Origin of the sequence: Pseudomonas sp. MF4836 (assembly GCF_002018875.1) — a bacterium.
Classification (GTDB): Bacteria; Pseudomonadota; Gammaproteobacteria; order Pseudomonadales; family Pseudomonadaceae; genus Aquipseudomonas.
In genome coordinates this window covers 1-13,928 of record NZ_MVOL01000033.1, presented here as the reverse complement: position 1 = coordinate 13,928, position 13,928 = coordinate 1, and the positions used below count along the sequence as shown (strand labels likewise).

The 13,928-nt window shown below is 64.1% G+C and carries 12 protein-coding genes and 1 pseudogene; 3 read left to right on the top strand and 10 right to left on the bottom strand.

All coding sequences use genetic code 11. From position 1 onward, the window contains the following. Positions 1–490: 490 nt before the first annotated feature. Both MF4836_RS36325 and MF4836_RS36320 read left to right on the top strand, forming a co-directional pair. Positions 491–1,771, top strand: a pseudogene (locus MF4836_RS36325) (PDC sensor domain-containing protein); the annotation flags it as partial. Between the two features lie 102 nt (positions 1,772–1,873). Continuing rightward, positions 1,874–2,629, top strand: a complete 756-nt coding sequence (locus MF4836_RS36320) for a methyl-accepting chemotaxis protein (RefSeq protein WP_443217484.1) — start codon at positions 1,874–1,876, stop codon at positions 2,627–2,629. Here the strand turns inward: MF4836_RS36320 and MF4836_RS34525 are convergent. The 10 genes from MF4836_RS34525 to MF4836_RS34480 form a co-directional block, all read right to left on the bottom strand. Beyond that, a complete protein-coding gene (locus MF4836_RS34525) occupies positions 2,614–3,825 on the bottom strand; it encodes a benzoate/H(+) symporter BenE family transporter (RefSeq protein ID WP_078474154.1) in 1,212 nt (403 codons plus the stop codon). The two genes, MF4836_RS36320 and MF4836_RS34525, sit on opposite strands and share 16 nt — an antisense overlap. 53 nt (positions 3,826–3,878) lie before the next feature. After that, positions 3,879–5,216: an aromatic acid/H+ symport family MFS transporter gene (locus MF4836_RS34520; RefSeq protein ID WP_078474153.1), complete on the bottom strand. Its 1,338-nt coding sequence runs from the start codon at positions 5,214–5,216 to the stop codon at positions 3,879–3,881. A 59-nt stretch (positions 5,217–5,275) separates the two neighbouring features. Next, the gene (locus MF4836_RS34515; protein WP_078474152.1) at positions 5,276–6,049 is read right to left on the bottom strand and encodes a 1,6-dihydroxycyclohexa-2,4-diene-1-carboxylate dehydrogenase; all 774 of its coding nucleotides are present in this window, start codon (positions 6,047–6,049) and stop codon (positions 5,276–5,278) included. 67 nt (positions 6,050–6,116) lie between these two features. Then, positions 6,117–7,130, bottom strand: coding sequence for a benzoate 1,2-dioxygenase electron transfer component BenC (gene benC / locus MF4836_RS34510; RefSeq protein ID WP_078474151.1), 1,014 nt, complete (start codon positions 7,128–7,130; stop codon positions 6,117–6,119). Between the two features lie 10 nt (positions 7,131–7,140). Further along, positions 7,141–7,629 carry a benzoate 1,2-dioxygenase small subunit gene (gene benB, locus MF4836_RS34505; RefSeq protein WP_078474150.1) on the bottom strand — a complete coding sequence of 163 codons (489 nt, stop codon included), beginning with the start codon at positions 7,627–7,629 and terminating at the stop codon, positions 7,141–7,143. Continuing rightward, entirely contained in the window at positions 7,626–8,990 is a 1,365-nt protein-coding gene (benA, locus tag MF4836_RS34500) for a benzoate 1,2-dioxygenase large subunit (RefSeq protein WP_078474149.1), read from the bottom strand. Before benA ends, benB begins: the two co-directional genes overlap by 4 nt. Before the next feature lie 313 nt (positions 8,991–9,303). Further along, positions 9,304–10,260 (bottom strand): AraC family transcriptional regulator, encoded by a 957-nt coding sequence (locus MF4836_RS34495; RefSeq protein ID WP_078474148.1) that lies wholly within the window; start codon positions 10,258–10,260, stop codon positions 9,304–9,306. 141 nt (positions 10,261–10,401) lie between these two features. After that, positions 10,402–11,331 (bottom strand): catechol 1,2-dioxygenase, encoded by a 930-nt coding sequence (gene catA / locus MF4836_RS34490; protein WP_078474147.1) that lies wholly within the window; start codon positions 11,329–11,331, stop codon positions 10,402–10,404. A 52-nt stretch (positions 11,332–11,383) separates the two neighbouring features. Next, positions 11,384–11,674 carry a muconolactone Delta-isomerase gene (catC, locus tag MF4836_RS34485; RefSeq protein ID WP_078474146.1) on the bottom strand — a complete coding sequence of 97 codons (291 nt, stop codon included), beginning with the start codon at positions 11,672–11,674 and terminating at the stop codon, positions 11,384–11,386. A gap of 10 nt (positions 11,675–11,684) precedes the next feature. Further along, positions 11,685–12,830 (bottom strand): muconate cycloisomerase family protein, encoded by a 1,146-nt coding sequence (locus tag MF4836_RS34480; RefSeq protein WP_161955782.1) that lies wholly within the window; start codon positions 12,828–12,830, stop codon positions 11,685–11,687. A 124-nt stretch (positions 12,831–12,954) separates the two neighbouring features. On the opposite strand from MF4836_RS34480, the gene MF4836_RS34475 reads away from it, so the two are divergent. Further along, positions 12,955–13,842: a LysR family transcriptional regulator gene (locus MF4836_RS34475; protein WP_078474144.1), complete on the top strand. Its 888-nt coding sequence runs from the start codon at positions 12,955–12,957 to the stop codon at positions 13,840–13,842. Positions 13,843–13,928: the final 86 nt, after the last annotated feature.

Here is a 13,928-nt window from a genome sequence, read left to right as displayed (position 1 = left end):
CACCGCCACCCCCACCGCCACCCGGCGGGAAGAACATCCAGCAGCCGGACAAGGACGACAACAGCGCAATCAGCGCCGCCGCCTGGGTCATTCGCTTAACCATCATGTGCTCACTCTCATTATCGAAAAGAAAGAAACTTTCCTGGCACTTCAGACAGCATGGTTAGCGGTTTGAGCACGGTTTATAAGTAAAGATTGGGTAAGTGTTGTATCGGAAATGATTCATTTTCTGCGAGCCGTGGTCGCCGCCGCCAGGCTGCGCTGGCCGGCATGAACACCGTGCACCTGCGCTCTGGCTCCAGCGTTTTCAAGGCAACCCAGTGCAGCGGAGGCTGTCTCAGGGCTTTCGCAAATTGCGACAGGTGGCGGTCTGAGGTTTTGCATCAATCCGGACACAGGCCTTGAAAAACCAAGGCCTTGGCCATCTGCCATCAACTGGCACAGGGCTTGCTGCGGGGCTCACCCTCTCCCCGTCTGCGAGTGCCTCTGTATGTTCCAGCGCCTGACCATCCGCCTGAAAATCGTCCTGCTGTCGGGGGTCTGCCTGTTGAGTGTGATTGCGCTGGTGGTGGGCATGAACCTCTATCAGGGCGCGGCGACCAATCAGCTGGTCAAGGATGCCAGTAGCCAGATGCTGACCCGCGGGGTGCAGAACCTGTTGCAGGCCAAGGCCGCGGAAAAGGCCCAGTTGGTGCAACGCAATTTTTCCGAGAGCCTGCGGGTGGTCAACGGCCTCAACGATCAGTTCCTGCAACTGCGGGGTCTGCTCGGCAGCCACGCCTTGAGCCCCGAGGACCTGCGTACCGAGGTCAACCAGGGCCTGCGCACAGCCTTCGAGCACAATGAAAAACTGCTCGGGGTGTGGCTGGTCATGGAGCCCAACGGCCTGGACGGGCGCGATGCCGAGTTTGCCGGCGACACGGCCCACGGCGCCAACGAACAGGGACGCTTCGCCAGTTACTGGAACCGCTCGGGCGGCAGCGGGCAGAACATCGTGGTCGCCGAGCAGGACATCAACAACGCCGCACCGGGCCTCAGCGGCGCGCCTTACAACGCCTTCTACAGCTGCCCGAAAAACACCGGCAAGACCTGCCTGCTGGAGCCCTACGCCGACTCGGTCAGCGGCAAGACCCTGGTCATGACCTCCATTTCCCAGCCGCTGATGGTGAACGGCCAGGTGCTCGGCGTGGTCGGCGTCGACATCGCCCTCGACACCCTGCAAGCCGCCGCCGTCGATGCGCGCCGCGAGCTGTTCGACGGCGCCGGCGAGATGCTGATCCTCTCCAGCAGTGGCGTGTTGGCCGGGGCCAGCGCTGCGCCGGACAAGCTCGGCAGCAAGGTGCAGCAAGCCCTCGGCGCCCCTGGCGAGGCCCTGCTGCAACAACTGCGCAGCAATCAGGCGCAGACCCTGGACCAGGGCCCGTCGATCCGCGCGCTGTTTCCGGTGCAGCCGATCGCCGACGCCAGCCCCTGGGCCGTGGTGATCGACCTGCCGAAACAGGTGCAACTGGCCGACGCCCTGAGCCTGCAACGGCTGCTGGAAAGCGCCCAGCGCGACAATACTCTCAAGACCCTGCTGGTCACCGTCGTGGCCGCCGCCCTCGGCCTGCTGCTGATGGCCCTGTGCGCCAGCAGCGCCACGCGGCCGATCAAGCAGGTGGCGGCCATGCTGCAAGGCATCGCCAGTGGCGACGGCGACCTGACCCAGCGCCTGAGCTACAGCCGCCAGGATGAGCTGGGGCAACTGGTGCAAGGCTTCAACCGTTTTCTCGACACGCTGCAACCGCTGATTCGCGACATCAAGCTGAGCATCACCGAAGCCCGGGGCACCGCCGATCAGTCGTCGAACATTGCCCGCCTCACCAGCCAGGGCATGCAGACCCAGTTCCGCGAGATTGACCAGGTGGCCACCGCCTCCAATGAAATGAGCGCCACCGCCCAGGAGGTGGCACACAGCGCGGCCAGCGCCGCCCAGGCCGCCAGGGGGGCCGACCAGTCGACCCAGGATGGCTTGCAGATCATCGCCCACAGCACCCGGGCCATCGAGCATCTGGCCGCCGATGTCGGCCAGGCCATGGGCCAGGTACAGACTCTGGCCGCCAACAGCGAGCAGATTGGCCAGGTGCTGGAAGTGATCCGCAGCATCGCCGAGCAGACCAACCTGCTGGCGCTGAACGCCGCCATCGAAGCCGCCCGGGCCGGGGAAAGCGGGCGCGGCTTTGCCGTGGTGGCCGATGAGGTGCGCAACCTGGCACGGCGCACCCAGGATTCCATCGAGCAGATTCGCGGGGTCATCGAACAGATCCAGGGCAGCACCCAGGCCCTGGTGGCGTCGATGCACAGCAGCCACAGCCAGGCCCAGGACAGTGCCAGCCAGGTGCAGGATGCGGTGGCGGCGTTGCAGCGCATCAGCCAGGCGGTGCTGGTGATCAGCGACATGAACCTGCAGATCGCCAGCGCCGCCGAGGAGCAGAGCGTGGTCGCCGAAGAGGTCAACCGCAATGTGGCCGCGATCCGCCAGGTCACCGAGACCCTCAGCGCCCAGGCCGACGAATCGGCCCAGGTCAGCACCCGGCTCAACGGGTTGGCGACGCAGCAGATGGGCCTGGTGAATCAGTTCCGGGTCTGAACCGGCGCCGTGCCGGGCGGGACCGCACGCGGCCGGCGCAGGGTCAGCACGGCGTGGGCAGCCAGGCCGAAGATCAGGCCCCAGAACGCCGCCGACAAGCCGAACAAGGACATGCCCGACGCGGTGACCAGAAAGGTGATCAGCGCCGCCTCGCGGTCCCTGGGCACCGCCATCGCCCCGCTCAGCGCCCCACCAATCGCGGCGAACAGCGCAAGGCCGGCCAGGGCCGCGATCAACGCCCGGGGGAAGGCGCTGAACAGCGACACCAGGGTCGCGCCGAACACCCCCAGCAGCAAATAGAAGACCCCGCCCATGACCCCGGCCATATAGCGTTTGCCCGGGTCTTCATGGGATTCACGGCCGGTGCAGATGGCGGCGGTGATTGCCGCCAGGGTCAGGCCGTGGCAACCGAACGGTGCCAGCAACAGGCTGGCCAGGCCACTGCTGGCGATGATCGGGCTGGCCGGGGTGGTGTAACCGTCGTTGCGCAGCACGGCGATGCCCGGCACGAACTGCCCGGTCAGCGCCACCACCACCAGCGGCAAGGCCACGTTGAATACCGCACTCCAGCTGAAGGCCGGGCTGATCCAATGGGGCGTGGCCAGACCAACGACCAGCGCCGACTGATTGATCTCGCCCGAGCCCAGGGAGATCACGCAGCCCACCAGCAACACCGCCAGCACCGCATAACGCGGCCATACCCGCTTGAACAGCAGGTAGGTGCCAAACATCGCCCCCACCAGCAGCGGCTTGTCGGCCATCGAGCGGAATAACTGGGTGCCGAAGCTGAACAGGATCCCGGCCAGCATCGCCGCCGAAATCGCCGCCGGCAGCCGGCCGATGATCTTGTCGAAAATGCCGCACAGCCCCACCAGCAGGATCAGCGCGCTGGCCACCAGGTAGGCGCCCACGGCTTCATTCAGGCTGATGCCGGGCAACAGGCCCACCAGCAGCGCCGAGCCGGGGGCCGACCAGGCGATGATCACCGGCACCTTGAAGCGCAGGCTGAGGACAATGCCGAGCACACCGCTGCCGATGGAGATCGCCCAGATCCACGACGACAGCACCTCCTGGGGCAGCCCGGCGGCCGTGGCCGCCTGGAACACGATCACCAACGGCCCGGCATAGGAAATCAGGGTGGCGATAAACCCGGCCACCGCCGCCGACAACGAGAAATCCTTGAGCAGCTTATTCATGCAGGCTCCAACACCTGGGGAAAACAACGCGGGCGCTCCTTCGCCCGCAGATTCTAGAGCGACGGCGCACCGGCGGCAGCCACCGGCGCGGGCCTGGCCTGGCGCGGGTAGACAAAGCACATGGCCAGGGCCGCGACCGCTCCCGGAATCGCAAAGGCCATGAAGTTGTAGTGCAGCGGCAGCTCGATGGCGACCAGAGCGCCGCCCAGGATCGGCCCGACAATCGCCCCGCTGCGCCCCACTCCCGAGGCCCAGCCCAGGCCGGTGGAGCGAATGGCCATGGGGTAGAACTGGGCGACACAGGCATAGGCCAGGATCTGGGTGCCGATAGTGGTGGCTCCGGCGATGGCGATCAAGCCGTACAGCAACCCGGTCGGGCTCTTGAAGCCCAGCAGGCTGATGGACAGCGCGGCCACCACGAAAAACGCCACTAGCACCTTTTGCAGTTTCAGCCGGTCGCCGATCCAGCCACCGCCCACTGCCCCGAAGATCGCGCCGAAGTTCAGCACCAGCAGGAACATCAGGCTCGACCCCAGGCCATAGCCGGCGCTGGCCATCAACTTGGGCAACCAGGAATTGAGCGCGTAGACCATCAGCAGGCAGCAGAAAAACGCCACCCACAGCATCAGCGTGCTCAAGGCCCGGCCATCACGAAACAGCTGCACCACCGGCGCCCCGTCGGCCTTGAGCGCCGCCTTGCTGAACACGTCGCCGGCTTGCGGCACAAAGCTTGGCTCGATGCGTTGCAGCACCTGGCGCGCTTCGTCCTCACGGCCCTGGCGCAGCATGAAACCCACCGACTCCGGCAAGAACTTGAGGATCAACGGCAGCAACAGCAACGGAATCACCGCCACGTAAAACACCGACTGCCAGCCGAAATTCGGCAACAGTACGATGCCCAGCCCAGCCGACAGCATGCCGCCCACCGAGTAGCCGCTGAACATGATCGCCACCAGGGTGCTGCGCATTTTCTTCGGCGCGTATTCACTCATCAGCGCCACCACATTGGGCATCACCCCGCCGATGCCCAGGCCGGCGATAAAGCGGCAGATGCCGAACTGGGTCGGGGTGCTGGCAAACCCATTAAGCACGGTGAAGCCGCTGAACAGGATCACGCAGATCGCAATCACCTTCTTGCGCCCGATACGGTCGGATAACGAGCCGAAAAACAGCGCGCCGAACATCATGCCGAACAGCGCATAGCTGCCCAGGGCCCCAGCCTGCAAGGGGCTCAATCCCCACTCTTGCATCAGCACCGGCAGCACCACGCCGTAGATCACCAGATCGTAGCCGTCGAAGATGATGATCAGCGCGCACCAGAACAGCACGCGCCAGTGGAAGGCGTTGAAACGCGCCTCGTCGATCAATTGATTGCTGTCTATTTTTCGCATGGCATCTGACTCTTGTTGTTGTTTTTTTAGAAAGCGAAAGTCTGTGCGGCAGTCGAGGGTCAGCCCTGGTCGCCACCGCCTACCGGCATGACCATGCCAGTGATGTAGGACGCCTCGTCCGAGGCCAGGAACAGGATCGCCGCCGCCTGCTCGTCGATGGTGCCGTAGCGTTTCATCAGGGTGCTGTCGACGGTCTGGTCGACGATCTGCTGGTACCAGATTTTCTCCTCGGCGCTCTGCTCGGCGCTGTTGCGCGGGATGCGCCGCGGCGGCGCTTCGGTGCCGCCCGGGGCCGTGGCGTTGACCCGCACCCCGCGGCCGGCGGTTTCAAACGCCAGGCAGGCGGTGAGCGCATTTACCCCACCCTTGGCCGCGCCATAGGGCACGCGGTTGATGCTGCGGGTGGCGATGGACGAGACGTTGACGATGGCGCCGCTGCCCTGCGCCAGCATGTACGGCAGCGCGGCATGGCAGCACCACAGAGTCGGGAACAGCGAGCGCCGGACTTCGGCCTCGATCTGCGCCGGCTCGTAGTGTTCGAAGGGCTTGGCCCAAATGGTGCCGCCCACATTGTTGACCAGCACATCGAGGCGCCCGAAGCGCTCGACCGCCGAGGCCATCACCCGCTCGCATTCGCTGTACTGCTCAAGGTCGGCGGTCAGGGCCAGCACTTGATGCTCGGGCGCCAGCTCGGCCTGCAGTTCAAACACCAGCTCGGAGCGGTCCACCAGGATCAGCCGTGCGCCCTCTGCGGCCAGGCGTTCGGCCACACGGCGACCGATGCCCTGGGCGGCGCCGGTGACCAGGGCGATTTTTTCGTGAAATCGGTGCATAGCAACCTCCTGTCAATGACGGGCGGCGGCGCGGGCCAACTGCCCACGCCGGCAACGCCCGCGAAGCTCAGGCCGCGCTGGCGGCGAACTTTTCGTAGTAGAAATTCGCCGGGGCGATGCCCTGCTCGCGAATGAACTGGCTCACCGCCTCGACCATCGGCGGCGGGCCGCAGAGGTATACGTCGACATCGCCGTTGTTCAGGTGCTGGGGCTCGATGTGCTGGGTCACGTAGCCCTTGAGCGGGTGCCGGCGCTCGGGGTTGGCCACGCAGGCGCTGAAACTGAAGTTGGGGATGCGCGCGGCCAGGGCCTGCAGGCGGTCCAGCTCCACCAGGTCGAAGTCGTTGGTCACGCCGTAGATCAGGTGCAGCGGGTACTCGCTGCCCTGTTCGGCGATTTTCTCCAGCATCGCGGTAAAGGGCGCAAGGCCGGTGCCGCCCGCCAGCAGCAGCAACGGCCGGCGGATGTCGCGCAGATAGAAACTGCCCAGAGGGCCGGCCAGGCTCATGCTGTCGCCGGCCAAGGCCCGCCCGGTAAGGAAGCTGCTCATCAACCCGCCGGGCACGTTGCGAATCAGAAAGCTGACCTCGCCATCACGCTGCAGGGAGCTGAAGGAATAGGCCCGGCTCTGCTCGCTGCCGGGCACCGCAAGGTTCACGTACTGCCCCGGGAGGAACGCCAGCTTGCTCAAGGCCTCGCCCTTGATCGACAGGGCAATGGTGCTGTCGGACAGCTGGCGCACCGCGCTGATGCTGGCGGTAAAGGTCGCCTGGGCAGCGCGACACACCTGGGACGAGGCCGGCACCCGCACCACGCAATCGCTCAAGGCGCGCATCTGGCAGGTGAGGACAAAACCCTGCTCGGCTTCGTCCGCGGTCAAGGCGTCATCGATGTAGTCCTCGCCCAGGTCGTAGCGCCCGGCCTCGGCGAAGCATTTGCAGGTGCCGCAGGCGCCGTCGCGGCAATCCAGGGGGATGTTGATGCCTTGCCGATAAGCTGCGTCGGCCACGGTTTCCCCGGCGTTGGCGGCGACGAAGCGGGTCACCCCGTCTTCGAAGTTGAGTGCGATTTGATGAGTCATGGCAGTCGCCTCAGAGGTGGTAGAAATCGACGACCTGACGAACGTAATCGTTCTTCAGGATGACCTTCTTGGCCAGGATCAGCGGGTGGTCGCCGCGCACATCCAGGGTGTAGAAACTGCTGCCGAAGTAGCTGTCCACGGTCTTGTAGCGAAAGCTCAGGGTGTGCCAGTTGAAGCGCACGCGGCACAGGCCGTCGCCCTGCTCCAGCAGCTCGATATTGCTCAGGTTGTGCGAGGTGCGGGTGTCGGGAATGCTCGCGCTGGAGCGCTCGGTCTTGATCCGGAACACGCGGTCTTCGAGGCCGCAGCGGTTGCCGTACCAGATCAGCGAGATTTCCCGCTGCGGGTCTTCGGTGAGTTGGTCGTTGTCGTCCCAGGACGGCATCCAGAAGGTGGCGTCGGCGGCATAGAGTTCCAGCCAGCTGTCCCAGTCCTTGTCGTCCAGGTAACGGGCTTCGCGGTACAGGAAGTCGCGCACGGCCTCATAGGAAATGCTCATTGCACGGCCTCCACGGCGATCTTGCGCGACTCGTCGGCCGCCAGGGCGCGGAGCATGGTTTCCTGCCAGTACTTGTGCTGCATCACGAACAGGCCTTCGTCTTCGGTGCGCACGCCGCTGAGGATGGGCTTGAGGTCGATCTCTTGCGCCGCCGCGTCCGGGCCTTCGACCCAGTGTTCGGCACCCCGGGACATATCGTTCCAGGCCGTGGTGCTGCCCTGGTAGCCCATCTGGCAGGAGCGGAATTCTTCGAGGTCATCGGGGGTGGCCATGCCGCTGACATTGAAGAAGTCTTCGTACTGGCGAATCCGACTGGAGCGGGCGTGGTCGCTTTCACCCTTGGGCGCGATGCAGTAGATGGTGATTTCGGTGCGGTCCACGGAGATCGGCCGGGCGATGCGGATCTGCGAGCTGAACTGGTCCATCAGGTAGACGTTGGGGTACAGGCACAGGTTGCGCGAGTTCTCGATCATCCAGTCGGCACGGGCCTGGCCGAAGTCCTGGGCCAGCTCGTCACGGCGCTCGTACAGCGGGCGATCCTCGGGGTTGGACCAGCGGGTCCAAAGCAGCATGTGGCCCTTGTCGAAGGAGTAGAAACCGCCGCCCTGCTTGGCCCAGCTGCCGGCGCTCATGGTGCGGATGTCTTCGCCGGCCTCGCGCTGCTTGCGCTGGTTCTGGGTGGCGGCGTAGTTCCAGTGCACCGAGCTGACGTGGTAGCCGTCGGCGCCGTTTTCAGCGGTGAGTTTCCAGTTGCCTTCGTAGATGTAGCTCGAGGAGCCGCGCAGCACTTCCAGGCCGTCGGCGGACTGGTCGACGATCATGTCGATGATCTTTGCCGACTCCCCCAGGTGCTCCACCAGGGGCAGCACGTCGGCCTTGAGGCTGCCGAACAGGAAGCCGCGGTAGGACTCGAAACGCGCGACCTTGGTCAGGTCATGGGAGCCTTCGCAGTTGAAACTCGAGGGGTAGCCCGCGGCAGCCGGGTCCTTGACCTTGAGCAGCTTGCCGGAGTTGTTGAAGGTCCAGCCGTGGAACGGGCAGGTGTAGGAGGATTTGTTGCCGGTCTTGTGCCGACACAGCATCGCGCCGCGATGACTGCAGGCGTTGATAAAGGCGTTGAGCACCCCCTCCTTGTTGCGCGCGATGAAGATCGATTGGCGGCCCATGGTGGTGGTGTAGTAATCGTTGTTGTTGGGAATCTGGCTCTCGTGGGCGAGGTACAGCCAGTTGCCTTCGAAGATGTGCTGCATCTCCAGATCGAACAGACGAGGGTCGGTGAACATCTCCCGCTTGCAGCGGTAGACGCCCTGCTCTTTATCTTCTTCAAGCAGGGAGTGAAGGTATTCGGGTCGCAGGGACATGGCCGCCGCCTCCATTGTTTTTATTCAGGCAGGCTCATCCTAGGACGCGGGGGGTGGACGCAATATCCACTGGCTGCAGACCACTATCCGTTTTGTGCAAATCCCTGTAGCCGCTGCCGAGGCGCGAGGCTGCGCTGGCCGGCAAGGGCGCCGCGTTATTCAGCTGGATCACCGGCGTTGTTGAGGACCAGCGTCCGAACGCGGCCCGAGCCTGCGGCGGCGGCTACACCAGTCTGTAGCCGCCGCCGAGGCACGAAGCTACGCAGGCCGGCAAGGGCGCCGCGTTATTCAGGGGAAGGCATCGCCAGGCGGATCAATGCCGGCGCTTGAGGGTATCGGAAGGCAGTTCGCCGAATTGCTTGCGGTAGTTTTCGGAGAAGCGCCCCAGGTGCAGAAAGCCGAAATCCATCGCCAGTTCGGTGACGTTGCGCACGTTGCAGCTGGGGTCGCTGAGGCAGGCGTTGACCCGTTCCAGTTTCTTCTGGCGGATGTAGTGTTTGGGCGTGGTCCGGGCGTTGCGTTCGAACAGGCCGTACAGCGAACGCAGGCTCATCTGCGCCTGCTGCGCCAGTTCTTCGCAGCCGATGTCTTGCTTGAGGTTGTTCTCGATGTAATCGGCAATCAGCTCAAAGGTCGCCGAAGACGAACCCAGCCCTGCGCGCCGGACATTGGTTTTCATCAGGCTGAGCATCTTGCTCACCACGATCTGCGCATAGTGCTCCTGCACCCTGGGCATGCGCTCGGCAGCCTCGGCTTCACGGCAGACCATGCTCAACAGGTGGATGAAGCCCTCCAGCTCATGCAGCTGGTAGCGGTTTTCCAGGAAGCGCACGCCCTGCCCCGGATACAGCCAGCGCTGTTCCTGGCATACCGATTCGAGCAGGCGGGTGGGCATCTTGATGATGAATTTTTCGCAATCGTCGGAATACGTCAGGTCCACCGGATCATCGGGGTTGATCAGCAGCAACTCCCCGGGGGCGAAGTAATGTTCCTGGCGATGGCCACGCCACAGGAAATGGCCGCGCAGCAGCACTTGCAGGTGGTAGATGGTTTCCAGCGCCGGCGAGGTCACGCGGACGCTGCCGCCGTAGCTGATGCTGCACAGGTCGAGGCTGGCGAACTGGCGGTGATTGAGGCTGGCCTGGGGGCTGCCGGACTTGGGCAGGCGGATGCAATGGTTGCCCACGTGCTGGTTCACATAGCCGGATACCGCATAGGGATCGGCGTGCACAAACACCCTACTGCGCTCACTCAACAGATGCGTTTCCATAACCCGGTCACTCTGATTGTTATTATCGGACGGTGATCGATCGCCACCGCTGGCCCATCACGCAACGCTTGCCACAATGCCAAAAACCACGGGACAGCCGCTAGGTCATCCCGTGGTTTGGAAACATCAGCACACCCTTTATCAATCCTCCAGGGCGCGTACTCGCTCCATGCGCTGCTGCTCGTCCGGCTGGGCCGAGGACTGCAGGGTGAAGTCGAACTCGATTTCGGCAAAGCGCCCGCTGACGCCCAGGGCCTTGGCCCGCGCCTGGTCTTCGCTGAAGGTGATCTGGGCGATCAGCTCGTCGCGAGTGGCATAGGCGAAGTCGTCGTGCAGGTATTCATCGCCATCCAGGTTGATCTGGGTGGTCAAATGGCGATGGTCATCGGCCGAGATAAAGAAGTGAATATGCGCCGGACGCTGGCCATGGCGGCCCAGTTGGTCGAGCAGTTGCTGGGTTGGACCGTCCGGCGGGCAACCGTAACCCGACGGCACGATGCTGCGGAAGCGATAGCGGCCTTCGGCGTCGGTGACGATGCGCCGGCGCAGGTTGAATTCCGATTGGCTGTCATCGAAGTAGGAATAGGTGCCGCCGGTGTTGGCATGCCAGACATCGACAATGGCGCCGGCCAGCGGTTCGCCAGCGGTGTTCTTGACCTGGCCGCGCATGAACAGCACCACGCCCGGGTCGACGCCGTCGTCAAGCCGCGCTTCGCCCTGGGTCAGGGGCGCGCCGGCCACATACAGCGGGCCTTCGATGGTGCGCGGGGTGCCACCGCTTTTGCCGGCCTGTTCGTCGGCGGCGTCCATCAGTAGGTCCAGGTAGTGTTCCAGGCCCAGGCCTGCGGCCAGCAGCCCGGCTTCCTGGCGTGCGCCCAGGACGTTGAGGTAGTTGACGGCCTTCCAGAACTCTTCCGGGGTCACGTCCAGGTCTTCGATGATGTTCACCGAGTCGCGCAGGATCCGGTAGATCAGCGCCTTGGCCCGTGGGTTGCCGCCTTCGGTGAACTGGCCGCTGGCTTCTTCAAGAAACTTCTGGGCATCGGCAGTGTGGGAAATTCTGACGTTCATGATTGTTCCTCATCTTGTATTTATTAGAGTGGTTCTCAGACTGACCAGCGACTCAGCGATCGTCCTCACGGATGGACGAAGGATGCCTGCACATGGCGTTGACTTCGATAGCCATGTACGGATACAGCGGCAGTTGCATCAGTAGATCGTGCAGTTCCTGCACGCTGTCGACATCGAACACGCTGTAGTTGGCATACAGGCCGGCAATGCGCCACAGGTGGCGCCACTTGCCCTGATCCTGCAGGCGCTGGGCCAGGGCCTTTTCGTCGGCCTTGAGCTGCGCGGCGCGTTCGGGGTTCATGTCGAGCGGAAGGTTCACGGTCATTTTGACGTGGAATAGCATGGCGCTCTCCTCAGGCAGTATGAAGGGTGGAGGTTTTATCGCGGCGGAAGAACGCCAGGCGCTCTTCGTCCAGGCTCAGGCCCAGGCCCGGCGCGTTCGATACATGCAGCTGGAAATCGCGGTACACCGGTGGCTCGCTGAGAATGTCTTCGGTCAGCAGCAGCGGGCCGAACAGCTCGGTGTCCCAGCTCAGTTTGCTCAGGGTCAGGAAGGCATGGGCCGAGGCCAGGGTGCCGATCCCGCCTTCAAGCATGGTGCCGCCATACAGGCCGATGCCCGCCGCCTCGGCAATGGCCGCCGTGCGCAGGACCGCACGAGGGCCGCCGTTTTTGGCGATCTTCAGGGCAAACACCGACGCCGCGCCTTCGCGGGCCAGGTTGAAGGCGTCTTCCACGCATTCGATGGATTCATCGGCCATGATCGGTGCCGGGCTGATGGCGTTGAGGCGGACCATGCCTGTGCGGTTGTTGCGCGAGATGGGTTGTTCGATCAGGTCGATGCCGTTGTTGCCGAGGATCCGGCAGGCGCGCACCGCGACCGCTTCATCCCAGGCCTGGTTGACGTCGACCCGCACGCTGGCACGGTCGCCCAGGGCTTTCTTGATGGCGATCACGTGGGCCAGGTCGCGGTCGACTTCACCGGCGCCGATCTTCAGCTTGAAGATGCGGTGGCGGCGCAGGTCGAGCATTTTTTCCGCTTCGGCGATGTCCTTGGCGGTGTCGCCGCTGGCCAGGGTCCAGGCCACCGGCAAGGCGTCGCGCACCCGGCCACCGAGCAACTCGCTGACCGGCAGCCCGAGGCGCTTGCCCTGGGCGTCGAGCAAGGCGGTTTCAATACCGGATTTGGCGAAGGTGTTGCCACGGATGCTGCGCTCCAGGCGCAACATGGCAGCGTTGACGTTGCTGCTGTCCTGGCCGACCAGCAACGGGGTGAAGAAACGATCGATATTGGTCTTGATGCTGTCCGGGCTTTCGTTGCCGTAGGCCAGGCCGCCGATGGTGGTGGATTCACCAATGCCTTCGATGCCGTCGGCGCAACGCAGGCGGATCAGCACCAGGGTCTGGTTCTGCATGGTGTGCATCGCCAGCTTGTGCGGACGAATAGTCGGCAGATCGACGATGATTGTCTCGATCGATTCAATGGCAGAAGAAAGCATTTCCATACCCGTCAGGTTCTTGAAGTTATGCAGCCGATTCTGGTACGGCTTTTTCTGGGGTTCCAATATAGAATTGGTCTGGTTCGATACCTTAAAGGTATTCAAGATTTTCCTCGGAGGCGGTATGGAGCTGCGTCATCTGCGTTACTTCCAGGTGTTGGGTCAGACCCTGAACTTCACCAAGGCCGCCGAGCGCCTGCACATCGCCCAGCCGCCGCTGAGCCGGCAGATCCAGCAACTGGAAGAGGAACTGGGGGTGCTGCTGCTCGAACGCGGCCGGCCGCTGCGGCTGACCGAGGCCGGACGGTTTTTCTATGAGCACTCCAGCGTGCTGCTCGAACAGCTGGGCAAGGTCTGCGACAACACGCGGCGCATCGGCCTCGGGCAAAAAACCTGGCTCGGCATCGGCTTTGCGCCTTCGACCCTGTATGGCGTCCTGCCGCAACTGATCCGTCGCCTGCGCAGCGACGAGACCCTGGAACTGGAGCTGGGCCTGTCGGAAATGACCACCCTGCAACAGGTCGAAGCCCTCAAGGCCGGGCGCATCGATGTCGGCTTCGGCCGGATCCGTATCGACGATCCGGCCATCGTCCAGCGGGTGCTGACCGAAGACCGGCTGGTGGCCGCCCTGCCTGCCGGGCACCCGTTGCTCGGCCAGCCGGTGAGCCTCAGCCAGTTGGCCGACGAGCCTTTTGTGCTGTACCCCGGCAATCCGCGCCCGAGCTACGCCGACCATGTGATTGCACTCTTCAGCTCCCACGGCCTGACGGTGCGCATTGCCCAATGGACCAACGAATTGCAGACCGCCATCGGCTTGGTCGGCGCCGGGATCGGCATCACCCTGGTGCCGGCCTCGGTCCAGGTGCTGCACCGCGACGACATCGGCTTCAGCCCCCTGCTGGAAAGCAACGCCACCTCGCCGATCATCCTCAGCCGCCGGGTCGCCGACGTCTCGCCGGGGCTTAGCCACTGCTTGCGCATGATTGACGAACTGCGCGCCGGCAAGGCCTGAAGCCATCCCCGCCCCCGGGGCCGAACGGCCCTTGCACAAAGCGGATACAGGTCTGCAAAAAGCGGATATTGCCCACCCTCCCCGGC